The following is a 24,720-nucleotide window of genomic DNA, read 5'->3' as shown; positions in this document are numbered from 1 at the left end:
CAACGACCACCCGAACAGCCAGATCGACGAACTGCTACCCTGGGCCTATCTCGCTACCCAAGAACGCTGGCGCGTGGCCTGAGAACATCGCTTACGGACGAACTGTTGAACGAGACGCTACTCACGTCACGGGCGTAGGCCGGTGTCGCGCTCGGATGTTGGCGAGCCGATTACAACAACATGCGTCCGCACTCGCAGCTCGTATGGAAAACCCCGTCCGAGTTCACCATATCACCTGTCACCAACCGCGCCGGAATCTGGCGCTACGCTATCCGAATGCTCCGCTCTCCCACGAGGAAGGTCATGATCTACGTCAGCCGCGATGGTCGCTGAATTCAGCGCTATGCGCGGTGGACGAGACCGAAAGGTTCCGCGAGCGAGCGATCTTTGCGTAGCGCGGTCGTTGTTGTGAAGTACCTCGAACCATGGGCCGGTCAAGTTGACCATGCAGAGGCTGGACCGAGCTCAGAATGGCCGGCCGCGAATCTAATCGAACTGGGACTACCGGCCTCAGTTTGCCCGCTAAGTTAAGGAGGCACTTTCGGCCATGTCGGTGAAGACGACGACGCCCGTAGCATCGCAAAGGGTGTGGTGAGAGCGGGACGATTCAAGCCTGTCCACGTCAAGCGCATCGTCAGCCAAAGGCTGCGGACATCGACGGCTGCTCGCAACTATACCGTCAGCTCCATCGCCGCCGCAGAGCAAGTCACCAGGACTTTCTGAGGCCCTGCGTCTCAAGGACCTACTTTGGACAGGCCGCTTTTGAGGCAAATGCATCCCGCGATCGCCTCGCAGAATCTGTTCACGACGCGAGTTCGTGAGTTAGTCAGCGATGACGCCAGCCGGAGGTGATCAGGCGGTTCCTGCATTCCTAATCCGTGGGCACCCATCTTGGATCGACGTCGCGGCGATATCAATCTGCCGAGAACCCGGTGGGGCACAGAGCAGCGGTTGATCTGTGATTTGAGTACAGGTTAATGGTCGTTTAGCTTTGCTGCATTCTATATATCGGCTCCCCGTTCTTTGGCGACTGGGTTGAACTTGAATCCATCAAGATTGGGCCGCAACTCTAACGGACGAATTATTGGCTGTCGGCGCGCTGGGCGTCTCGCCACGGGTGGTGCACGTGGTAAACCTGCGCCATCACCGTCCTGCTTGCAATATCTTGTTGCTGCCCTCGGTATCGTAGACATTATCAATTCCGCGAGACGGCGGTAACCTGTCGGCTTTAGCTCCGCCTCAGTCTGTTCAGTGTCTTGACGATACTTCTCAATCCGACCTCCAAGAGATCCGGTGGGGCGCCGAAAGAGATACGTAGACCGTTCACGTCGCCAAAGACGCTGCCGGGAACGCATTTTACGTTGGCTTCATCCAAGAGCAATCGCACAATGTCGTCGGATGATTGGATGGGACCTTCAGCCGCCAGGACCGAAACAAGCCTACTTAGATCGAGATAGAAGAAGAACGAGCCATCGGCGCGCGATATAGCGACGTCACGCAGATCAGAAAGAATGTGAAGGCCTACGTTGCGGGCATAGGCCAGGCGCTGATGCACCTCCCGCTCAAAGCTGCCGTCGCTGACTTGAAGATGATGTAGGATTGCATGCTGTGCGATCGCGCTGGGGTTTGTAGTTGTATGGCTCTGCAGTCGTTTCGCAGCGAAGGCAACCTCCGCAGGTGCCGCGATATAGCTTAAGCGCCAACCGGTGGCTGCCAGCTCATTTGAGAATGCTTTAACTACGATCGTCAGTGAACGTACATCGGGGTGCGTCATAACAATCGATTGATGATGCGATGCCCCGGTGAATATGAATCGAGAGTAGCGCTCGTCCGAAATGATCCAGAGCTGGAAACGCATTGCGAGCTCGCCAATCTTTTGAAGAGTCGCACGATCGTAGACTGCGCCAGTAGGATCGTTGGGCGAGTTGATGACTATGGCCTTCGTCTTCGGTGTGACAGCGGCGCGGATTGCGCTGATGTCGGGAAGGTATCGCGGGCGGCGAGCGTCAACGAGCACGGGCGTCACACCGGCGAGAAGAAGCAGAATCGGGAATGTCGGCCGGCATGGACGAATAATAATGGCCTCGTCACCCGGATCGAGTATGGCCAATACAGTACGGATAATGGCTTCGTCTGCACTCGCAGTGATAACGATGTCCGCCGGATCCCAACTGATGTCTGTTTCATTCGCCAGCTTATCAGCAACCGCCTTACGAAGCGGCGCGAGACCACCGAAATCGATGCGGTGGTTCGTCCCAGCATCGAGGGCAGCAATCGCTCCTTCGCGCAAGGATGAGGGTGGGGCGATGACAAGATCATCGCTCGTAAGATCGATCATCGGATACTCAACCGCAGTAGGCATCGTCCCCCCTCCGGCGGCAGCGGTGCCAAAGTCTAAGACGCAATATTTGTTCCTAAATGCTCACTGCGGTAATTTCGGAGCCTATGAGATAACGCCGAACCGCGTGCTGATTTGTGATGGGCTCAGCGGTCATAACTGATCTTTGCCATCATCGATCCTCCTGATCAATGACCAACGCGGGTAGTTTGACCGTGCCGATTTGTGAGCGGCCAAAGCTCCTCGCTGCCCGCCGAGGTCAAGCTGGGCCCCTTCTGCCCGGTGCTCGCCCGCCGCGGGGCTGGAGCTCTCGGTGAAAAATGAATGCTCGATTGTTGTGGCTGATGCATTGCAGAGAGAGCCTCGAGAAGATCGTGAGAGTCCGGAGGAGTAGTGAGGTGAAGCCTTCGTGCAAAAGGTGCTTGCCGAGAAGCGGCCTCGGCGCGAACTGCGCGGCGGCAACCGGAAGCTCGCCGCGGTGAAGACGGATTGTCCGATCTTTACGAATCCTTTGCGGGCATGACTAAGAAGACGCGCTGGTTATAGGCGTAGCTAGCCGACGCGGTCGACCAGCCGCCGCGACGATCTTACTCAACCGAAAAAAACAGTTCTACGGAAGGAGACGACCAGGGCTTGGGGATCACCTCATATCCCCGGAATGCAGGAGAACGCTCAAGTTGGCGGGCAACGTTCGTTCGAGGATTTTGCCGCTGCCCGACGGTCCGCCCGGATTCAGGGTGGTGTAATCCTTTGCTGTAGAGATCCCTGCGAACGCCTAGAGCGTCATCGGATTTTGGGATCCTCGGTACTGTTGAAACCAGGCGAACCGGAATGGTTGCGGTACGTGGGTTGCGAGTTACGCGGAAACCCAGTCTGAGGATTGCCTAGCAAGTGAGTCTATACGGCCAGCGGCGCCCTACCTCGGGCACGTGACGCGCTATTGTTGCGAACTGCGGCACGTCCACAACTTAGATCGGAGAGAGTGCCAGTGTTCGCGACTCAATTGAGCTAGCAGATTACCGCTGCGACGATGAAGGCGTGGATGCGTCTCGCTCTACTCTGCCGCTCCTGCCTATCCCATCTGGTAGCTGCTCAAACGACATAGCTAGTGGTTTAGTTTGTTTGAACCAAGGTCAATCGATCTCATTCGACCCGATGCCGTCAACGCGCCTGTCGTGCTCAATGTTATAGGCGGTTGTGCGCACACCGTATAGATGGAGGAAGAACTATGCGCATCTGCGGTATCAAACTGAGGCATGACGGAGCCGTTGCTCTTGTTGAGGACGGACGGCTCGTCTTTTCCGTCGAGCATGAGAAGCGGGACAACAATCGACGCTATCAAGCCATTGACAATCTTAGTGCCATTGTTGCCATCTTGGCGGAGCACGGTCTTAATCCATGCGATGTTGACCAGTTCGTCGTCGATGGAGGGTGGTGGAGGGAAGGGTTTCAGGTCCTCAGTGGGGCCGAACCCGTCAGTCTGAGGTGGGCACCGTATGTGGAATGTGATGGTGAGGGCCTTCTCACTTCGCACGACGGCTCCGGCCTGGTGCTCGACGGCAGGTCCTATCCTTATAAAAGTTATCCGCACGTCGCAGGTCACGTGGCCTCCGCATACTGCACCAGCCCGTTTATCAAATCGGGACAATCCGCCTTCTGCCTGGTATGGGACGGCATCATTTTTCCACGTCTCTACTATGTAGACCGCTGTGGCGCTCGGTTCATCGAAGCCCTGTTTCCGCTAATAGGGCAGGCCTATGCTGCTGTTGGCGATCACTTTGGACCTTATACGAATCGCTCAAACTGGCATGACCTAGGTATTGCCGGCAAGCTGATGGCCTATATCGCGTTGGGGTCTGCTGATGAAGGCATCATCACTGTGCTCCGAGAGCTCTACGAGGAGCGCATCGCCGCCGACGCGGAACACGTGCGTCGCTATCACGCGGAGAGCGGAGTGTATTCCTCACTTGCGGCCATCCACGACTTCTTCCGCATGAGTGCCCGTCGGTTGAAAGCCAAGCGACCCGAAGATGTACTTGCATCGTTTCATTGTTTCCTCGAGCGTCTCCTCATCCGACAGATGACGACCGTTTTACAGCGACATTCTAGTTCTCCGGGATCACGCAACTTGTGTATAGCCGGTGGCTGCGGTCTGAATATCAAATGGAACAGCGCACTAAGGGCTAGCGGCTTGTTCGATGCTGTCTGGGTGCCGCCTTTTCCGAATGACAGCGGGGCGGCAATAGGCGCAGCTTGCTCCGCAATGGCGGCGGACAGAGGTTTCGTGCCGCTGGAATGGTCAGTCTACAGTGGCCCAGCCCTGACATGCAGCGATGTGCCGCCCGAATGGGACTCCGCCCCGTGCAGCATGCATGAGCTTGCTATCATTCTCGCGAGCAACCAGCCCGTAGTATTCCTTGCAGGCCGCGCCGAGCTTGGACCACGGGCGTTGGGTAGCAGAAGCATCCTTGCCGCCGCGACGTCCGCTGGAATGAAGGACCGTCTCAACGAGATCAAACATCGCGAACACTTCCGGCCAGTAGCGCCGATATGCCTAGAAGATCGCGCTCCGGATATTTTCAGCCCCGGAACGCCGGATCCTTACATGTTGTTCGACCACGAGACGCGAGCGGAATGGCGGGATAAAATCCCTGCGGTTGTACATCTCGACGGATCGGCGCGGCTGCAGACCATTCCTAGAACGTCTCAGCACGACGTCGCGGAGCTTCTTGTCGAGTATGAAAAGCTCACCGGCATTCCGCTGCTTTCCAATACGAGTGCCAACCACCACGGACGTGGATTCTTCCCGGATGTCGCATCAGCCTGCCAGTGGGGCCGCGTTGAACACATATGGTCCGATGGCTTGCTGTGGACCAAAAAGGATCGCAATTGAGCTTCCAATGCAGTCGTGTGCTCGCTTGGCATACCGGCGCAAGAGGGTAGTCCCAATGGTTTGACGATAAGATGAGTGCACTTGAACTCGGAGTAATCATGCTGTCACGGCTGATTTCGTCTTCTCGCACAATAGCTTGTGTCACGTGTCTCTGAATACTCCGGGCGTGAGGCGGTGGCGGGTGACCCTAATAAAGAGTGATTACAGGAACGTGTATTGCGGATTAGAAGAGTCAAAGGACGGCATATCTGAGAAATGGAGGCCTTAATGGAAGCGTTATCGCATCTGCGGGTCGTCGAGATCGGTAGCTCGGCCGCAACCAGCTACTGCGCCAGATTGTTTGCAGACTTCGGCGCCGAAGTTCAGAAGGTCGAACGGCCAGCAGGAGATCCGCTTCGAAGCAGCGCACCATTTACGCCTGGTGTCCAGAGTGCTTGGTTCGCATTTTTGAACTTTAATAAATCAAGCATTATCATAGATGCCGACGAACCCGACGCGATCATGCGACTGAGGACACTGATCGAGGGGTGCGACATTCTCCTTGACGGCCGCGATATCGAGTCTGCGGAGTGTCCCTCGATTGATGTCGCCGAGATCCGCAAGCGGCACCCAAAGTTGATCTACCTTGAAGCGAGCTGGTTCGACCGCGAAGGGCCCTATGCAGATTTCGTAGCAACCGACTCGACCGTCCGTGCGCTCGCCGGCCTGATCAAACTGGTTGGGCCGGCAGAAGGGCCGCCGTTCCACGCGCCGGATTTCCAGGCGGGAATTATTGCCGGGCTGTGGGGCTTCATCGCTGTGACTTCTTCAGCGCTTGAACGTGTGCACGGTGGAGCAGGACGCTCGTGGTCGCTGAGTGCTTTCGAGGCGAACCTCGCGCTCAGCGAGTATCACACGTTCGAGACGTTCGCGTCTGGCAACGTGATGCGCCGCATTGGCATCAACCGGTTCTGGCCCTTTGGTCCTCCGACCGGGATTTACGAAACCAAAAAAGGCTGGTTAGGGGTTACGACGGGCACGCCAACACAATGGCAGGCCTTCTGCGATATGCTCGGCCTTTCCGAATTGCGTGACAATCTGGCGTTGGTCCTCGCCGAGGATCGCCTGCCACAAATGGATCAGATCGAACGACTGTTTATGCCCAAGCTGAAGGCGCGTACAGCGCAGGAGTGGTTTGTAGAGGGACTGAAGCGGAAGATCCCGGTTATCCCAGTGCCGGAAATGTCAGATCTGCTCGTCGATCCTGAGAAACGCCGGCGCGGCGCGATGGTGCCCGTCTTGATTGGAGAAGAACATGGCTTGACCGTTGGTTCGCCCCAACGGCTCACATTGACGCCGCCCCGCCGCGGCGGAAAGGTTCCAGATCTCGGCGAGCAGCAGGGTGTCGCGAACGCCCGAACGCATCCGAGCGGCACTGCATTTAGGTTCGACGGCCGCGTGGATGGCGACCGACAGCCGCTGCATGGGATTCGCGTCATCGATTTCACGATGGGCTGGGCAGGCCCATTGTGCACCCGCATACTGGCTGATCTCGGCGCGGACGTCATCAAGGTGGAGGCGATCCAATATCCTGACTGGTGGCGCGGCGTTGATCGGCGCGCTGCTTACGTCGACGGCCGGATGTATGAAAAGACAAAGCGCTTCTCCATCTTGAATCGTAATAAGCGCGGCATCACACTCGACCTGACGCGGGCGAAAGGCCTGGCTAGCGCCAAGCGGCTTTTAGCGGATGCCGATGTCGCCGTTGACAATTATTCCGTAGGTGTCATGCCTAAGTTAGGGCTCGGCTACGATGTACTCAGAACGCTCAATCCGCGGCTTGTCGTGATGTCCATGTCGGCCTTTGGTGTCGACAGCCTCTATCGCGATTGCAGGGCCTATGGCTCGACCCTCGAGCAGGGCTCCGGGTTGCCGAGCGTCATCGGAAACCCCGATGGGCCACCGATCATGAGCCACATCGCCTTTGGAGATGCCGTCGGCGGATTGAATGGTTGCGCTGCGGCTCTGGTCGCCCTGGTTCACGCCCGCATTACCGGACAGGGGCAGTTCATCGACCTCGCGCAGATCGAATGCATGATGCCCTTTGCAGCGCCATGGAGCATCGTTCACTCGATCAGCGGCGCGGCGCCCGCAAGATACGGCAATCGACATCCTGAATTCGTCCCGCACGGCTGCTTCAGATGCGCTGGCGAGGATAACTGGATCATGGTGGCGGCCACCAACGTCGGAATGTGGCAGAGGCTGGCTAACCTTATCGGTCGACCAGACTGGGCGGCAGACACGTCGCTGAAGTATGTCGAAGCTCGCCGTGCCCTTCAGGAAGTCATTGAGGCAGCTATCGCGGCCTGGACGCTCAACCGCGACGCAGACGAGGCTATGTCGGAATTGCAAACCGCAAAAATTGCCGCAGGCGTGGCCCGCCTGCCAACTGATTTGCTCAAAGATAGGCATCTCGGGTCGCGCGCATTCTTCCAGCAAATCGATCACCCTTTCATTGGCTTGCATCCGCAGCCCTCAATGCCGATCCGCGAAGGCGCAGGCCCATACGTGATCCGCACAGCGGCGCCGACGCTCGGGCAGCACAACAGAGAAATCCTATCAGGGCTTCTCTGCCTCTCTGACGCAGAAATCGCAGAATTGCTGAAGGAGGGTGTCATCGGTACGGCGATGCTCTCGGAAGAAGAACTTGCAAAAGCCAAGAATGTGTCCTCAGGCTGACTAGCCTAGGGCGAATCCACGTTCAGCGGAACTAGCTGGAGATTGCGGCGAGGTGGACGAAGGCGAGGAAGTGGTCTATCCGCCGGTCATATCGTGCGGCGAAGGGCGGAGTGTTTGAGCTTGTTGAAGCAGCACCCGATGCGATCAAGCAGATTGTAGATAGCTTCATCGTCAGAATGTTGTGCGAGCGGGTTGAGGGGATCGCGGCTTCAGCGTTCAGCGTTCATATCTGCGGTGATCTTGTGTCATTGGCCCTGTCGGCCAGCACGGCCTCGGCCTTGAAGCCCTCAAGCAGGGCTTTTGCCGTGACGTTGTCGTGTCGCTGGCCTGCGGTGAGGCTGAAGCGTAGTGTAGCGTCGGTCCGAAGCCGCCCCAGAGCATATGCATTTTGATAGGCAGCCGTCGGGAATGCCCCAGCGCCTGAGTTTTAGCCCACCTTTTCCGCTCGCGGCCTGTTGCTGGATGCGAACCAGACTGGTATCGAACATCAGGTAGTTGTCGCCGCGACCATTGATAAGTTCGGCGAATACATCCTTTCACACGCCGGCCCTGTCCGAGCGGGTGAACCGCGCGTGTATGCTCTTCCACTTGCCATAGCGCTCCGGCAACGTTTCCCAATAGGCCACGGGCCGCAGAACCGACATGACCCCGTCACGCACAAACGGTTGTCGGCACCGCTGCGACCCGGGTCTGCAGCCCGCTTCAAAATCAAAAACTCCAGTATGCATTGGTTCAGCATCATTCAGCTATGGGAATCCTGAATGGATTGGTCCTAGCTCGCCTACTTAGCAGCAGATTGCTAACCGTCGCTGGCTAGTGACTTGCTCGCGTGCGCTGTTTGCTGTTCCGTCCGCCTTTTGCTTGCAGAGTCGTTCAGCCAAGCCCGACCATAGAAAGGAGAATCATCCTTCCGAATTCGACGGAGAGGCTTCCTTCGAACAGCGCGCATTTTCCTCCTCGGGAGGTGAAAAGAGAGGAGGTTAAGAAAGAAAGGCCGACAGGTCTGAAACTCGCGACAGCAGCGCCGGTAGTCGCATGGCAAGCGCATGCCATTGTCAAGCAGCGATCGACGCCGCTCCGAGCGCGAACGGCTTAGATGAGCCTCCATCGCAAACGTGTCCGATTAGCTACGAGGATGTGGGCAGCCCGACAACCCGCTGCTTCATGAAAAGAGGTACGCTGCTAGCGAACCGCTGATCTCTAGCTAAGGCAAGCTGCGCATGCATTTGGATAGCGGCACGCGAATTGCTGAGATGAGAGCTGCCGCTGAAAGCCATTGATCCGCAGTTCTATCGCTGCGAGTGGCCAACTTGGTGCCGCTTCCAAGCAGTGAAGCTAGCAGCGAAAGGAATGAGGATGATTTCCGGGTTGTTCATTACCTGTGCGGTCACTGGTGCCGTAAATTCGATTGAGCGAAACCCGCATGTGCTGGTTAATCCGGACCAAATCGCCAATTCTGGTTTGAGGGAAACGGGCGGTACGGGCGGGCGTGGTACTCTCAGGAGATCGGGTGGCTCAAGAAAGCCCGCGCTATATCGCGAAGCAGTGCTGCTCAGCGCAGCAGGTGTAAACCTGAAGATCAACCTGAGAGCGAAAATGCGTGGCGGCCGGTCGCGTGCAGCGGCCTCACCGTTGCCGCTGGACCCAAGTGCAGACGTGGTGCGTACGCTTGAGCGGCTCTGCACGTGATGAATTGCGCCACTCAATACGAGTACATCTTGGCGAATATGCCTAGGACGCTGTGCGGCATCGCAGCGCGCATGCGAGACCTCGATGTGCGTCCTGAGCTCGAAGTGTTCGATACCGGTCATTTCCTCCAGGTGCCCTGCATGGGAATCGGGTGCGTCGCACCATCCCACCACGCTGTTGGCGCTGGTGAACAGGCTGCCGCAACGCGCATTTACTCGGCTTTCTCGCTTCTTCGATGCGGGCTGTGTCCTCATAGATGGGCGCAAACTGCGAGTGCGGGTCGGATTGCAGAACAACCTGTATCTCTCTCGGCCGGCTGGCTACCATTGCCGAGCTTGTGGAATGGGCGGCGCAAATTCTCAAGCGATCGAGGGGTGGGTTAATGAGTCCGGATGAAGTGCGTGAAAGGTTCGCTTTTAAGGTCCATGTGGGAAAGGTCAACGCTTATGTCTGAGAATTCAAAGTTTATGTCTGAGGGCAAGCCGCGAGCGGTAGGGCTGTTGGGCGGAGGGGTCATCGGTGGCGGCTGGGCCGCACGATTTATCCTCAACGGGGTGAATGTGCGGCTGTATGGTCCGTCCTCTCGTTCAGTCGAGCGTGTGCAGAAGATGATAGCTAACGCGCGGCGGGCGTATCGCCGGCTGACGCTGCTGCCGCTACCGAGCGAGGGGTCGCTGACGGTAGTGGAGTCAGTCGCAGATGCGGCGCGCGGGGTGGAGCTCGTGCAGGAGTCCGCGCCCGACCGCCTGGGTCTCAAGCAGCAGCTGCTCGCGGCGGCCAGCCGCGCGGCGGCGCCGGAAACGCTGATCTGCTCGTCGACCTCGGGGCTTCGGCCGTCATTGCTGCAGGCCGAGATGGACCACCCCGAGCGCTTGCTAGTCGCGCATCCCTTCAATCCAGTGTACTTGCTGCCGCTGGTTGAACTGTGCGCCGGACACCGCACGGCGCCCGAGACGCTCGACCGGGCGACGGCGATCTTCCGGGCGGTGGGGATGCACCCGCTCTTGGTGCGTAACGAGGTGGATGGTTTCATCGCGAACCGGCTGCAGGAGGCAGTGTGGCGTGAGGCGTTGTGGCTGGTGCAGGACAATCTGGCCACCGTGCAGGAGATCGATGATGCAGTCCGTTACTCCATCGGGCTGCGCCGGGCGGTCATGGGGCCCATCCAGACCTACCGTCTCGCCGTCCCCGTGAGCAGCGCGCGCCGCTCCATGGAACAATTCAGGCCCGGAAAGATACCGTGGACCAAGCTCACCGAAGTACCCGAGTTCACCGACGCTTTCATAGACAAACTCGCCGAGCAGTCAGACGCACAAGCCGCAAATCTGACCATCCCTGAGCTTGAACAGAAGCGGGACGACTGCCTCGTGGCCGTACTGCAGGGACTACGCGCTCAGGGCTACGGCGCGGGCGAGACGCTCGCTCGATGGGAAAAGGGGCTACGTGACCGCGCTCCCCAGCGAACTAACGGTTCCGATCCGCTGCGAATGCCGATGAGAGAGATACCGTGTGACTGGATCGATTACAACGGTCACGTTAGTGAGAGCCGCTACCTCGAGCTTTTCGGTAACGCCACCGGCATTCTGCTCCGTTACATCGGCATTGACGGCGAGTACCTCTCAAAGAGTGGCAGTTATCAGGCGGTGGAGACACACCTTTCTCGTCTTCGGGGATTGTGCGCCGGTGACCGCGTTGAAGTGCTCACGCAAGTCCTTGGCGCTGACGATAAGTGTCTACGCCTGTTCCACACACTCACACGTGAGCGCGACGACCAGCCGGCCGCCACGGGTGAGCAGATGCTGGTTCACGTCGATGCCCAGAGTAGACGGATCGGACCAGCGCAGGCGAACGTACGCGAACGCGTGCTGGAGCTAGCGCGGATGCACGCGGAGCTGCCCCGTCCTGAACGCGCCGGTGCAAGCATCGAGCTGCGCTGAGGATGATGACCACCGAGCTAGAGCAGAGTCTCATCAGGAGCGATCACAACCTGCGGCGGCGAAGTAGTTCGGATATTCTCGGGCGGTGAAGGCGGGAAGGGCGGCCGCGATGGCGTGGACCAAGGCCTCGATTGATTGTGGCAGCCGTCTTGCGGAAGGGCACTTGAGCTTGGCGAAAGTCAGCTTGAGTCGGGCGAATAGGGCGGCAGGTAGAGGAGCCCGACGTCTGCCGCAGCGATTGCGATGACGACCTCAGCTCGCTTGTGTGCAGCGAGATCCATCACGCGATGGCGCCAGGGTTGAGCACGGCACGAGAACCTGCGTGACATAAGCCTCGAACGCCGGCCCATCCATGGGGCGTCGAGAACCATCGGCGCAGTCATGCCAATCTACCTGAGGGCGCTCACGAAAGTCGTTATTTTCTATTGGAGATGCGGAAGTGCTGCGATACGGCGCTGGCCGTAAGGCGAGCGGCCATAAAGCCGCGCCATGTTGGTCGAGGCGCCCGTCTCCCGTCAAAAGTATCTGGCCAAAAGTAAGCGGATCATGTGCGGTTTAGGAAACCCACGTTCGGAAGCAGACACACGTCTGGCATAAGTAGTTCGTACATATGCTTCGAAGGCAGGGGCTTTCTATCGTAGCGCCTTGCCCGTTCTGTCGTGGCACGTCAATTGCTGAGACAGGGTTGAGGGCCCTTTAACGGGATCAGTCACTATGACCGAGAGTTTCACATGGGAGTGTTTCAGATGATCGACGCCGATCGCCCGCCGCTGGCCAAATCGCATCCGCACGCCCAGGCTGGGCTCATGAATTTCATCGAGGGGACGCGCGCCGTTACCGAAGATGAGTTGCGGGCCAATAGCATCACGCGTTATCAAGTCACAAAATTCTATCGCAAACATATCACTAACAGCGGTTACTACGACCAGCTTAAGCATATTGTGGAACCCTCAGCCAAGGAGTTTGAGGGCCGTGGCGATTTGGATACAAGTGGTGAGCACGACAACACCGTTGTGCCTGGACTCCAGCACAAATACGCCCAGACAGGGTTGCTGCTAGTAACGGACCGCTGCGCTTCATATTGCCGTTTCTGTTTCCGCAAGCGACTCGTCGGTAAGGATTCCGACGAAATCGCACCCAATTACTCTCGGATCGCTGAGTACATCAGCCTCCACCCGGAGATGACCAACGTCTTGCTATCAGGAGGCGACCCGTTTGTACTCAGCAGCTTTAAGCTCGAGGAAATCGTCGATCACCTGCTACCCATTTCACATTTGAATTCGATTCGATTCGGGACAAAAATGATCGCATTTGCGCCCAAGCGGTTCGAAGATCCGTCTTTGGCCGCTTTGTTCCGGCGGATCATCGAATCGGGTAAGGTTGCAGCGATAGTTACACATTTCGATCACATCGGTGAAATTTCGGTCGACGCTGAGCGCAGTATTCGTTCTTTGCGCTCCCTGGGCGTGCAATTTTTCAATCAGTCCGTGCTTCTCGCGAAAATCAACGATGATGCCAAGATCTTGGCGGAGACGTTCGCCAAATGTCACCAAATCGGCGTCCGCCCATATTACCTCTTTCAGGGCAGGCCGGTGAGAGGCGCATCACATTTTCAAGTTCCGCTACGCCGCGGAGTCGAGATTTCGCGCGGGATCAACCAACGTCTGAACGGGATCCAAAAGACATTCAAATACATTATGTCCCACTACACAGGGAAAATCGAGATCCTCGATCTCGGCGCGGAAGCACGCGTGTATATGCGATACCATCAAAACAGGTATCCCGAGAAGATAGGTACTATTTTTTCACGGCCGTACGTCGAGGGCGCTTGCTGGTTGGACGATCTTCCCGAACAGTGAGAACGAGCCGCGGAAATGCTGATTTCAGGGACAGTGTGTGGGGTGCGGCAGCGGTACTTCGTCCAGCCCCCTGACGCCGCGCCGCCCAAAGCTGCGGAGTGGAATTGCCGATCGGCCGAGCCACGCCATTGATTCGCGAACGTTGGCCGATCTCAAGCTTGAGGTCTAGAGGATGGAGCTACCGCCGTTCGACCGGACACTCGGCTGGCTAGAGTGATGCAATGTACTTCCGCGGTGAGCGTAGCTCAGCCGGGAATTCGGGTGTTCTGATTTATAATACTCCATCGAGTGATCGATGCGCAGCAACGCTGTGCGCGCGTAACGGATCGAGTTCACACGAACATAGTGGCGCTTGAATGTCTTTACGAATCCCTCAGCCATGCCGTTGCTGTCGGGCTTTCGATCGGAGTGAAGCAAGATTTCAGGTTCAGAGCCGCAGCAATTGCAAGACTGCGATATGCGGCGAAGATCGAGCCATTGTCGGTCAGCCATTGCACTTTGGGCTGTGGCCGAACCGTCGCTCAAAAGGGGTGCCGTCATATCCCTGATTCGGAGATCCCGCCGTTGGGCCAGTTGATGATCTCACGGTCAGGATGGCTCGCCCTACACTGCGCGTCCGAGGATTGCTCGGGAGCCGAGCCGATCGTCATCACAGGAGGACGAGCCGTGGTGATCCTCAGTAACGCCATTGCGACGCGGGTCATTGACGGAACGCCAGCCGGTTTGCTCGGGCGCATCTCTGTTACGTGGCTCGGCCGAGGATATGATCTTATCGCCTCATCCGATCGCTCGGCCATGAATGCACCGTAGTCCACCATCTCTGATCCCAAGAAGCCGGGGGGCAAATGCAATCACCGGGACGCTGTTTTCGCGCCCAGCAGCTGCGCGCCGGCGACTTGACAACATCTTGCTTTCTCGATGAAAGTCATGAAGCTGTCCGATATTTCTTCCGCACCCGAGCGGCGGCCGTTGAGACTTACGGGTCCGCAGCCGAGGGCGGATTGCAACCGAGGCCACAATCGCCCAGGTGCTGGTCTCCAATGCGCTGATCACCTGCCGCTCTACCGGCAGGCGCAGATTTTCGCCCGCCTGGGCATTGAGCTCGATCTTCGAAGCTAGCCGCGGCAGGTTCACCGACGCCGGTCTATCAAACGCCATCCGGAACCGCCCCCTTTGCGTCACGCAACCGAGTTCGTCGAGGATCAGCAGCTTTGGTTTCGACAGCGCGAGCAGTTTCTCGTCCAGGCGTCGCTCGCCATGCGCGTTGGCTAGGCCAGCGACCAGCGTGGTCGCCGTCTTGAACTGCACCGTGTATCCGGCCAGGATCGCCTCTCGCCCGAGCGCGATCGACAAGTGCGTCTTACCGACGTCGGGCGAACCAGCGTCACAATGCCGGGTGTCCGGCGTTCGAGTTGTGCGGATCTTCTATCCGTTCCATCCACGGGGCGGGCAGATGGTGCGGGTCGAGCACCGCAAGCGGTTCGCCGGCGAGGATCATCTGGTCGTGGTCCAGCCCGACGGTACGCTCGCCCTGATCCCGGCATGGATGAGTGAGGAGACGGCTCGCTCCACGGCAATCACCAGCGCTCCTTGTCGATAGGCTCGTCGAGTTGCGCGTCCGGCTCGATGCGCTTCTAGCTAGCCTCGCCCGACGGGGAATCAGCTCCGCACCAAGGACGCGATCATGCGACCACGACCGAGCCGACAGCGAGACCTGTTCGAAGTCGATCAAAAGATGTTGGACATTCCGACCACGCAGAAGCCTCTGCTTGTCAGCCTGATCGAGCGCATGCCGGTCGAGGCCCTAGCCGACGACGACGTCGCGACATACGCGGCCAGCGAAAAGGCAAGGGAGGTCGCGCCTGAGTACCTTGCCCGTCAGGCCGCCGTCTACATCCGTCAATCGACAGCTGATCAGGTCGCCAGCAATCTGGAAAGCAACCGCCGTCAATATGGATTCTCCAATCGCGCGCGGCAGCTCGGCTGGAGCGATGTCGCCTCGGCATGAAGGGCACTATGAGCGAGATGGAGCTGTCGGTCCTGCGACAGCGCTCGCCGGAAGCCTTGAAGCAGACGGCGCGCCGCGGCAACTGTTCATGACGTTGCCATCGGCTACGTGCGGAACGGCAACAACAGCATCGCGAAGGTCCGGATCGGCGCATGCGGAGGCTATCCGACCTGATTTTCGTGAAGTTTACCAAGACGCAGTCAGTGCGTCAGGTGCACCAGTGTCTCAGGCATGTGCGCATGCCCTTGCGGGCCGTTGCCTACGGCTCGGAAGGCCGACGGATTGAGTGGAATCTGCCAGTCTACAACACGCTCTTGCACATCCTGACCCGATCTACGCTGGCGCGTATGCATTCGGACATTGGGCAGCCGCGTCAGCATCGAGGCCGGCCGCAAGAAGGTCGTTTGCGGCTTCAAGGAGCGCGACGAGATCGCATCGCTTCATGCACTTATTGGGAACCCTTACGGGCGTTAATTCGCGGCCGGCGGCAACCGAGAAACGGCGCGGCGGTTCACCTTCACGCGATCATCAGCCCTGTGTCGGACCCGACCTAGTAGCAGAAATGCACGCGAGTAAAGCAGCCGGCGATCGGTTCAAAAACCCGTCGTTTTGGCCGCCGACCGCCGGCCTCCCAAGATGTTAACCTTCCGCCCAGCTCATCTTGCTGCTCAGTCTCGCGCTATCCGATTTGGCAGCTATCCAAACGGCCGGTACGTATTTAGCTTCGTTTGAACAAGGGCGGGCTTCGATGGACACTCAGAAACTGGTTCAAGATAATCTCTTCACGGCCCCTTAATTGTTATGCGCGTCGCAGCCTAAGGTTTTGTAAAGGGGGCAACATGTCAGGATATGGTTTGTGTACGATTGTGACGGGGGCGGCGATGGGCGTTGGCGCGGCAAGCGCGCGGCTACTTGCCAAATGCCGCGCCCGGATGCTGATTAACTATTCCACCAGCAAGAGGGATGCCGAAGCGACTGCCGAATCTTGCCTCAATGCTGGCGCTGCTGAGGTTTTAGTGGTGCAGGGCGACGTCTCGCGTGACGAGGACTGCAGGAAGATTGTTGCAGCCGCGAAACATTGGGGGAAAATCGATGCACTGATTAACAATGCCGGCATCACCAAACACGTGCCACACCACGATCTTGAGGGATTGTCGGCTGAGGACTTTCAGCGAATTTATGCCGTGAACACTATAGGACCCTATCAGATGATACGCGCGGCGCGCCCTTTGCTGGAAGCAAACGCTAGAGCATGCGGAGCCGTGGCGGCGGTGGTCAACGTCTCGTCGGTGGCGGGCATCAGCGGCGATGGTTCCTCCTTGGCGTATGTCGCGAGCAAGGGCGCGCTGAACGCCATGACCTTGTCTCTGGCCAGAGCTCTTGCACCTGCTGTCCGCGTGAACACAGTGTGTCCGGGATTTGTCGACACTCTTTGGTACACCAAGGGTTGTGGCGAGACCCGGGCAAAGGAGATGCGCGATGCAGTCGCTGCAAAGGCCCCTCTGAAGATAGTCACCAGGGCCGAGGACATCGCACAGATTGTGTATTTTCTAGCGACCTCCGCTTCGAGCAACATGACGGGCGAGTGTGTGCGCATGGATGCCGGGTCGCACTTGATTGGATGAGGAGTAAGCTTCTGGCTACAGATTGCGCCTCTTTGAGCGTGCGTAGAAGACCGTGAACGACGAGCTCCCACTGAACGTGGCGTGTTGAAGCCCGCGATCAAACATGAAGTTTGCCGCTTAAATCGGCCCTCGGCCCGTGCTGTTCTTCGAAAATGAACACAGCCAATCAACCGCTTTAGCGGAAGTATGACATAGAATGCATTCAGCTTCTCTGCGCCGGCTTGGATGCTCAAGCACGTGTTTCTCGGCGCCGAAGCATGACAGCCTTATGTAGTTTACATATTTTTCACCTCTACGCAGAGGGCACGATCAGCGAACTTGCTCCCCGCTTTGACTGAAGAGGACTTGGCATACTCTTAGGCATACGCCGAGGTCAGAGATGTTTTCGAATGAGGAAGTCGTCACCAACGTTGCCCCGCGGCGACGATTTACGGGGGAGCAGAAGCTCTTGGCACGAGACGCTGCAACCGGCATGCCATCAGAAGTGTTGCCCGTCGGAAAGGGCTCTCCCGGAGCTCGGTCTTCCGATGGAGGCGGCTCATGCGGCCGGATGAGTGATGTGGTCGCAGCTTCCGAGGTCTGGAGGCTAGAGGCACGGGTTCGAGATTGCTCGGCCGCAAGGTTGTCGGAAGTCGAGATCCTATCGTCTCGACGTGTTGGTCGGCGGCACTCATCTCGTCACCCTGCCGCGAGGGCGACCGCATCACGACGGCAAGCATGACCAGGTCGTCGATTATCGGCACGTGATCCATTACTTGCGGCGCAAGCGTGACAGGTGTCCCCCGCCGACCTTATTGCGATGCCTGCAGCATAGCCGTTCCCGGCACCGGTCTGGACGCATGCCATTCGATCACCCTCGCAATAGCTCGGACCGAAGCCGCCGTACCTTGTAAGAGTGCCCGGCCGGCGAACGTGGGCGGGCCTCCATCAATCTGGTAGTCGCGACAGAGCCCATTCATCTGCGATACTGGAATGACAACTACTTCAGGATGCCTTGCCATCAACTCTGTGAGAGCGAGGCCAACCGGAGAATCATCTTTGATGCTCATTGGCAAGTCCAGGCCCCACAGAAGCAGGTCAATCTCACCGCTCTCTCCGAGTAGCTGCGTACAACGGCCAAGGACCTCGACATTAAAGATGGTTTGAGCGCTCAAGTCTAACGGATTGACGCAATTTGCGAATTTCGGGAGCACGTGCCCCAGTCGTTCGCGCAATTGGCTCGAGAACGAAACGAGCTTCAGGCCTCGTATAGACAGGATTGTATCGGCAACAATATTGCCCATGCCACCTGAAAAACTTGCAAAGGCTACGCGGTTGCCCCGCGGTTTGTGGCATACTTGGAAAGCCACAACGGTCTCGATAAGGTCCTCGGCCGACTCAACGGTAATGACACGTAAGTCGTGCAGGAGGTCGATCTCCCGTTCATAGCTCTTCGCGGCTTGTGTCGCCGTATGTCGGCCAATCGCGCTTCGCACCTCGGGATGAGCGCCGACGCGCAACATAATGATCGGCTTGCCCCGTTCCCGCGCGCGCCCGCAGGCAAGGGTGAACCGTTCTGGATCCTTGATGCCTTCACAGTAGCTGATGATCATTTCCGTTTGCGGATCGTCAGCGAAGAAGTTGATTAGTTCGGCTGTTGTTATGCTGGCTTCGTTGCCAGTGGTGGCGAGTTTGCTGATGCCGACCCCTCTGCCCATTAGCGGGTGCATGACTGTGGCCATCTGTCCGCTTTGAAACACGCCACTAACTCCCCCTGGGACGACCCTGGTGATCTTGCTGTCTCCAACAGCAACTAAAGATCGATGCAAATTAATGACACCGAATGTGTTGGGCCCGACAATTGTTGTCGCCGATTCTTCCGCCCAGCGCTGAAGTTCCTGCTGCTTAATGCGGCCTTCCTCAGTATCAAGTTCGGCGAAGCCGCTCGAGATAATCTGTACGGTACGCACTGAGTTTCGCTCGCATTCCTCCAGTAACGATAGAATGTTTTCGGCTCGAACGCATAACACGGCGAGATCGACCTGAAACGGAACGTCTGAAATGGACCTGTAACAGTCTACGTCATCAATCATAGTGTAGCTCGGGTTGACGGCAGCGATTTTTCCATCAAATCCAAAGGATACAATGTTGCCAAGGATACTTTTTGCGAGGCTCGGTTTGGGCGAAGCACCAATCAAGGCAATTCCCTTCGGTTCGAAGAGAAATCGAAGGTTTAGTTTGTCCTTGGCTATTCTCGTCCTGCCCGAATTTTCCGCGACTGAGTGCATTCAGTCCTCCTCTCACTGAGTGTTCCCGGAATGCCGTGGCAATGAATGTGCCAGCGAAGTCTCAGGGGCATTAGGCGTCTGAGTCCAACAAGGTAGTTCGCACGCCGACTCAAGAAGGGCGATTTTGGCCCGATGGCCTCGTGTTTCCTGTCAGAAAGTGGACAAAGGTTAGGAGCTATTTGTCCGCGAAATTACGTGAGTTGGAGCGCTTCGGCCTCAACGGGCGAGCGAATATTCCAGCAATATTGAAACTTTTCTGACGTTAGTGCGCGCACGGACTGCCACGAAGGCAAAAACCTGATTGAGCCGAGCGAGTCTTTCGCTGACGGCCAAGAGGCTTTGGCAACGGCGGGGCTGCCCAGACGGCTCAGTGCATATCCCTTGCCAGTATAGGGGGATAGTAAGGTTCCTCGAACTCCTGCTCGCCAGGTCATGAACTTGGTTTCGCGTACAAAAGACACATTAAGAAACGCGTCGTAGTGAAACACCTGACTCCTTTTCATCGTCCTAGTTGTTGTGTTGAGTAGGGCAATGCGCCTTTAGGTTGAGGCTGTTTGGGACGCTTGTTTCCTCTCTTTAAGCAAAGCCGCGAATGAAAGTTCGCGAACGGCACGCCCATTGCTTGTATAAGGAATGCGGTTGTGACGTCGTTCGCAAGCGAATGGAGCAGCGGCTAGACGCTTTTTTGGTGTTGCTGCTTAGGTGGGGCGAGATGGAGATGGAGTTGATGATTGGTCTTGATAGACGCTGGTCAACGGATAGAGCGAGGATGATCTCAGAGGTTTTTATCACCTGTGCAGTGACGGGTGGTGGGAGTTCGGTGGAGCGTAGCCCGCATGTGCCCGTAACTCCGGAGCAGATCGCTGATTCAGCCATTGAGGCCGCGCGTGCGGGCGCAGCAGTGGTTCATATCCATGTGCGTGATCTTGAAACTAGGCGGGGCTCGCGGGATCCCGCCCTATATAGGGCAGTTGTGGAGCGGATTCGGAAATCGAGTGTAAATCCGGTGATTAACCTGACGGCCGGCGTGGGCGGCGACCTTATGCTAGGTGAACCGCACTCTCCTCTCCCGCCGAACCCGGCCGGAACGGACATGGTTGGTGCGCTTGAACGGTTGGTGCACGTAGAGGAGTTGCGCCCTGAGATTTGCACTCTGGATTGCGGGACGATGAACTGGGGCGCCAGTGGCCAGTACATTATGGTTAACACCGCTGGAACGCTGCGCGCGATGGCGGCACACGTGAAGGCGCTCGGCGTGCGTCCTGAGCTTGAAGTATTCGATACCGGGCAGTTGGTGCTGGTGCGCGACTTGATCGAGGAGGGGGTAATCGAAGATCCAGCGTTGATCCAGCTCTGCATGGGAATTCGCTACGGCGCACCGGATGATCCGATGGCGCTGCTGACGCTGGTGCATCAGATTCCGCCGCGAGCAATCTACTCCGCTTTCTCGATTGGGCGGATGCAGCTTCCATATGCGGCCTTGGCTCCACTGGTCGGGGCCAACGTACGGGTAGGCCTCGAGGACAATCTTTACCTATCTCGTGGGCGGCTGGCGACGAACGCCGATCTCGTCCAGCGGGCAGTAGAAATTCTCGACAGGATGGGGGTGGGCGTATTGAGTGCAGATGAGGTGCGCCAAAAACTCTCGTTGAAAGTCCACGGCTGAGAGGCTGGAAGTTCACGCCTGAGAGGCGAGCATTCGGTCTGCGCCTAGAAAGTGGATTGGCAGCGCGAGTGCACGCGAAGATGCTGGCGGTCGCTGCGCCCGTTATCGGCGGCTAACAACGGTCACGCTGCCGCCCAAATGCCGCCCTGTGGTGAAGTATGGCGTCGGCTGACGCATTGTACGGTTACGCGAGATATCGCTTCCATGGAGGCTAGCTGTCCCGATGTGGCTGGCTATGCCAACCGCTCCCTTCTCCATCAGATTAGGTAGTACATCGATTTCCATGAACAAGGTAGAAACAATCATTGCTATCCGTGCAAACGACGGTTGAAGGTCTCAGGGTCGATTAACACAAGGCGAGGAAAAAATCCGAACAAGTGTCCTGATCACGTGGGCCACACCGCATGTTCGCGCTTACGGCCGGATGTTGCTCGCGAAGAGCCGTTGCGGTTTCCCACGCATGCAAAGTGAGCTGCCCCTAGGGACTGTCGGCGGGCGACCTTGATCGGCTCCGCAGTGCAAGCGCATTCGCCGCCTCTCTTCCGTCTCCCGAATCTAAAGGTCCAATGATGTCCCCCGCAAAATTGACGGCCAACGAGCTGAAAGAGCGTGTCGCAAATGCTTTGCGCAAAGTCGAGGCGTTGGAAACCGCTTATGAGACGATCACAATCGGTCAGCTGGTTTCAATGCGGGCAAAAACACACGGATCGACAATAGCAATCGATGTCTTCGAGCGCGGTGAACGCGCGACCTACATGGAGATGGACAAGTCCTCTAACAAATATGCCCACGCGCTGCGTGCATTCGGCGTGCGCAAGGGCGATCGCATCGGAGTGATGCTTCCCAATTGCATCGAGTACCCGATCCTGTGGTTCGCGCTTGCGAAGCTTGGTGCAGTTATGGTGCCGATCAACATGCGGTATACGCCACGGGAGATTGAATATGTTCTCAGCGATACACAAGCTAAGTTCGCCGTAGTCGACCAAGACGTATGGTCAGTATTCTCGTCTATGGAGCCTTGGCCACAAGTCCTTGCCAAAGAGAGGATAATTCTCGCGGGACAGCCGTCCGGCGGGACACTCTCTACTATCGCCGAATTGGTTAAGTGCGTCGATGATTCGATGGTTGAGGAGGATGTCGGCCCTGACGATCTTTTGAACATTCAATATACTTCCGGGACAACTGGCTTTCCAAAGGGGTGCATGTTGACGCATGACTATTGGGGCCTGTTTTCGTATCAACAGATCTGTTGGGACGACGGGCCATACAAAAGGTATTTGTCCGCGCAGCCATTTTTCTATGTCGATCCGCCGGTGCATCTTCTGAGGTCATATCGTCAGGGCGGCACGCTCTACCTAGCTCCTCAACTCAGCGCGACGCGCTTCATAAGTTGGGTCAAGCAGCATCAAATAGAATGGTGTCAGGTTCCCGAACTGATAGCGCGCGAGGCCGAGGCGGCCGACGAAGATGGGGCGACCTGCTTGAAGCAAATCCTGAACTGGGGCTGGAGCCCTGAGACAGTGCGCCAGTTCCGGAAACGGTTTCGAGTGCGGACCGAGGAAGCGTACGGGATGACGGAGATCGGGTTCGCCACGCGAATGACTAACCAGTTCGACCAGCTAGCCAGTTCAGGTTCGGTCGGGATACGCGCGCCGTTTCGGGCGCTGCGGCTAATGAACGAGGATGGCACCCCCACTCAGATCGGCGAAGTCGGTGAAGCGTGGGTTAGTGGACGCGGGATTCTCAAGGGCTATTGGAACAAGCCGGAAGCAAATGCCGCCTCGTTTGAGGGCGGATGGTTTAAGACTGGTGATCTGATGCGTCGGGATGAGCTTGGCTTCTATTGGCTGGTGGGCCGCACCAAGGACATGATCCGCCGATCGAGCGAGAACATCGCTGCGCGAGAGGTTGAGGCAGTCATTCGCGAAATTCCTGAGATTGCGGACGTGGCCGCGATACCGGTTCGCGATCTGAAGCGCGGAGAGGAGGTCAAAATTGTAGTCGAATTGAGAGGAGGAATCGCGTTAGACAACATGCCCATAGAGCGCATTGTCGATCATGCGCGTGCGCATCTTGCGGCGTTTAAGATACCTCGGTACATCGCCTTTACGCAGACGCTTCCTAGAGCCCCCTCCAGCAATAAAGTACTCAAACGTGAGCTTATGGCCGTCGGTGATCCGCTTGCTGGGACTTATGATACCAAAGAGAAGCGCTGGTTGTGAAACCGATTACACGCTTGTTCTTGCAGATGCGTACGTTGTCGTGGCTACCTGAAGCGAGTTGGACTTGTCATCATTGCGACGTTCTTTGGCGCCGAGACCGCTAGTCTCTGCCAGAACCGAGGTTGGGGCAGATCTGTGCCCTGACCTTGCCCCACGGGCTCAATTCGGTTTGAAATTCGCTCTGGTCCACGATGAGCACCAGACAATGAAGCCCAGTGGCTTTTCCGAAGAGTAGATTATCGGATTTTGAACCAGCACGAGGCCGGCGTTTCGGTCGCCCGATCTGTGCCGGAAGGCACGGCGTGAGCGTCGCCACTATCTACAAATGGAAAAACAAGTTGGGACGGGATGGAGGGCTCCGAGGCCAAGCGGCTGGAGACTGGAGCACGAGGAACATGCGGCTGAAGGTACGCATCCGACGTGGGCCGTCTTGCGTGACGGATGGTAATTCGCGAAGCGTGTGACCTTAAGTCTAGCTTTAAGGTCATCAGGCGATGCGGGTCGAGGTTTTGGGCGGGCTGGAGCGGCGGCGGCGCTGGTCGCAGGACGACAAGGCACGGATTGTCGAGGAGACGTTGGCGCCGGGCGCGAAGGTGACTGAGGTTGCGCGTCGCAACGGAGTAGCGGCCAGCCTGGTGTTTACCTGGCGTCGACAAGCACGAACATCGGAACAAGTAGTACCATCTTTTACGCCGGTGCAGATCGCCGCCATAGCGGCATCGGCTGAGGAAGCTCCGAAGCTTTGCCTACGGTTGATGGCCGAGTTCGCTCCGCGGCAGCCGCGCGTACGGGATTGATAGAGATCGATCTTGGCAACCGACGGTGCATCCGGGTGGATGCGCACGTCGATCCGGACGCGCTGGCGCGGGTCCTCGATGTGCTTGGACGCCGATGATTCCTATACCGGGGAATGTGCGAGTGTTGCTCGCGACAGGCTACACGGATATGCGCAGAGGCTTTCCGTCGCTGGCACTCCAAGTGCAGGAGGTGCTGCACAAAGACCCGCTCAGCGGTCATCTGTTCGTCTTCCGCGGTCGCCGCAGCGATCTTGTGAAGGCGATCTGGCACGATGGCCAGGGAGCCTGCTTGTTCACAAAAAGACTCGAGAGAGGAAAGTTCATCTGGCCATCGGTTGCCGGTGAATCGGTAACGATCTCGCCGGCGCAGTTGAGCTATCTGCTGTCCGGGATCGATTGGCGTAACCCTCAAGAAACCCATCGGCCGACGCGGGTCGGATAGCCGCTTTTACGGTTTGAATCTGCTGCTTGATCTGATTCAATGGCTTCATGATACCGAAGCCGGACGATCTTCCATCGGACCTTGCGAGTGCCCTGGCGGCGCTGCAGGGCGAGCGTGAGGCGCGGCTGCGAGCCGAGGCGGTGGCTGCCAGTGCGCAGGCGGAACTGTCGGACAACGAGGCACTGATCGCGCATCTCGAGCTGCGGATCGAGAAGCTCAAACGCGAACTGTACGGGCAGCGCTCCGAGCGCTCGGCACG

The 24,720-nt window shown here is 57.7% G+C and carries 14 protein-coding genes and 4 pseudogenes; 15 read left to right on the top strand and 3 right to left on the bottom strand.

The features are described from left to right. Positions 1-90: 90 nt before the first annotated feature. Positions 91-272, top strand: a pseudogene (locus ABIC03_RS38690) (integrase core domain-containing protein); the annotation flags it as partial. A 956-nt stretch (positions 273-1,228) separates the two neighbouring features. Here ABIC03_RS38690 and ABIC03_RS38685 read toward each other — a convergent pair. Next, positions 1,229-2,338 (bottom strand): pyridoxal phosphate-dependent aminotransferase, encoded by a 1,110-nt coding sequence (locus ABIC03_RS38685; protein ID WP_354066097.1) that lies wholly within the window; start codon positions 2,336-2,338, stop codon positions 1,229-1,231. 1,228 nt (positions 2,339-3,566) lie between these two features. Here ABIC03_RS38685 and nodU point away from each other — a divergent pair. From nodU to ABIC03_RS38655, 6 genes and pseudogenes are all read left to right on the top strand, one after another. Then, the gene (gene nodU / locus ABIC03_RS38680) at positions 3,567-5,231 is read left to right on the top strand and encodes a nodulation protein NodU (protein WP_354066095.1); all 1,665 of its coding nucleotides are present in this window, start codon (positions 3,567-3,569) and stop codon (positions 5,229-5,231) included. A 267-nt stretch (positions 5,232-5,498) separates the two neighbouring features. Then, on the top strand, positions 5,499-7,949 hold the full coding sequence (locus ABIC03_RS38675; protein WP_354066093.1) for a CaiB/BaiF CoA transferase family protein: 2,451 nt from the start codon (positions 5,499-5,501) through the stop codon (positions 7,947-7,949). Between the two features lie 1,350 nt (positions 7,950-9,299). After that, the gene (locus ABIC03_RS38670; protein ID WP_354066091.1) at positions 9,300-9,638 is read left to right on the top strand and encodes a hypothetical protein; all 339 of its coding nucleotides are present in this window, start codon (positions 9,300-9,302) and stop codon (positions 9,636-9,638) included. A 467-nt stretch (positions 9,639-10,105) separates the two neighbouring features. After that, a complete protein-coding gene (locus ABIC03_RS38665) occupies positions 10,106-11,575 on the top strand; it encodes a 3-hydroxyacyl-CoA dehydrogenase NAD-binding domain-containing protein (protein WP_354066089.1) in 1,470 nt (489 codons plus the stop codon). 806 nt (positions 11,576-12,381) lie between these two features. After that, on the top strand, positions 12,382-13,434 hold the full coding sequence (locus tag ABIC03_RS38660; RefSeq protein ID WP_502917366.1) for a KamA family radical SAM protein: 1,053 nt from the start codon (positions 12,382-12,384) through the stop codon (positions 13,432-13,434). Positions 13,435-14,434: 1,000 nt separating this feature from the next. Beyond that, positions 14,435-14,541: pseudogene (locus tag ABIC03_RS38655) on the top strand (IS66 family transposase); the annotation flags it as partial. Between the two features lie 78 nt (positions 14,542-14,619). Here the strand turns inward: ABIC03_RS38655 and ABIC03_RS38650 are convergent. Further along, a pseudogene (locus ABIC03_RS38650) lies at positions 14,620-14,814 on the bottom strand (ATP-binding protein); the annotation flags it as partial. A 73-nt stretch (positions 14,815-14,887) separates the two neighbouring features. Here ABIC03_RS38650 and ABIC03_RS39380 point away from each other — a divergent pair. The 3 genes from ABIC03_RS39380 (at position 14,888) to ABIC03_RS38640 (ending at position 17,067) form a co-directional block, all read left to right on the top strand. Further along, on the top strand, positions 14,888-15,034 hold the full coding sequence (locus ABIC03_RS39380) for a hypothetical protein (protein WP_502917365.1): 147 nt from the start codon (positions 14,888-14,890) through the stop codon (positions 15,032-15,034). Between the two features lie 138 nt (positions 15,035-15,172). Beyond that, the gene (locus tag ABIC03_RS38645) at positions 15,173-15,442 is read left to right on the top strand and encodes a hypothetical protein (RefSeq protein ID WP_354066085.1); all 270 of its coding nucleotides are present in this window, start codon (positions 15,173-15,175) and stop codon (positions 15,440-15,442) included. A gap of 839 nt (positions 15,443-16,281) precedes the next feature. Next, positions 16,282-17,067, top strand: coding sequence for an SDR family NAD(P)-dependent oxidoreductase (locus tag ABIC03_RS38640; RefSeq protein WP_354066083.1), 786 nt, complete (start codon positions 16,282-16,284; stop codon positions 17,065-17,067). A gap of 791 nt (positions 17,068-17,858) precedes the next feature. Here the strand turns inward: ABIC03_RS38640 and ABIC03_RS38635 are convergent. After that, complete coding sequence (locus tag ABIC03_RS38635; protein WP_354066081.1) at positions 17,859-19,334, bottom strand: CoA-binding protein; 1,476 nt, start codon at positions 19,332-19,334, stop codon at positions 17,859-17,861. Positions 19,335-20,103: 769 nt separating this feature from the next. On the opposite strand from ABIC03_RS38635, the gene ABIC03_RS38630 reads away from it, so the two are divergent. The 5 genes and pseudogenes from ABIC03_RS38630 to ABIC03_RS38610 form a co-directional block, all read left to right on the top strand. Beyond that, the gene (locus ABIC03_RS38630; RefSeq protein WP_354066099.1) at positions 20,104-21,000 is read left to right on the top strand and encodes a beta-keto acid cleavage family enzyme; all 897 of its coding nucleotides are present in this window, start codon (positions 20,104-20,106) and stop codon (positions 20,998-21,000) included. Between the two features lie 566 nt (positions 21,001-21,566). After that, entirely contained in the window at positions 21,567-23,222 is a 1,656-nt protein-coding gene (locus tag ABIC03_RS38625) for a class I adenylate-forming enzyme family protein (protein ID WP_354066079.1), read from the top strand. Positions 23,223-23,716: 494 nt separating this feature from the next. Beyond that, a complete protein-coding gene (gene tnpA / locus ABIC03_RS38620) occupies positions 23,717-24,019 on the top strand; it encodes an IS66-like element accessory protein TnpA (protein WP_354066077.1) in 303 nt (100 codons plus the stop codon). Positions 24,020-24,140: 121 nt separating this feature from the next. Then, on the top strand, positions 24,141-24,461 hold the full coding sequence (gene tnpB / locus ABIC03_RS38615) for an IS66 family insertion sequence element accessory protein TnpB (RefSeq protein WP_502917364.1): 321 nt from the start codon (positions 24,141-24,143) through the stop codon (positions 24,459-24,461). Between the two features lie 47 nt (positions 24,462-24,508). Continuing rightward, positions 24,509-24,720 (top strand): annotated as a pseudogene (locus ABIC03_RS38610) (IS66 family transposase); the annotation flags it as partial.

The organism is Bradyrhizobium sp. RT6a (assembly GCF_040547675.1).
Lineage (GTDB): Bacteria > Pseudomonadota > Alphaproteobacteria > Rhizobiales > Xanthobacteraceae > Bradyrhizobium.
The sequence above is the reverse complement of the archived record's forward strand: the minus strand, read 5'-3'. Positions and strand labels throughout refer to the sequence as shown.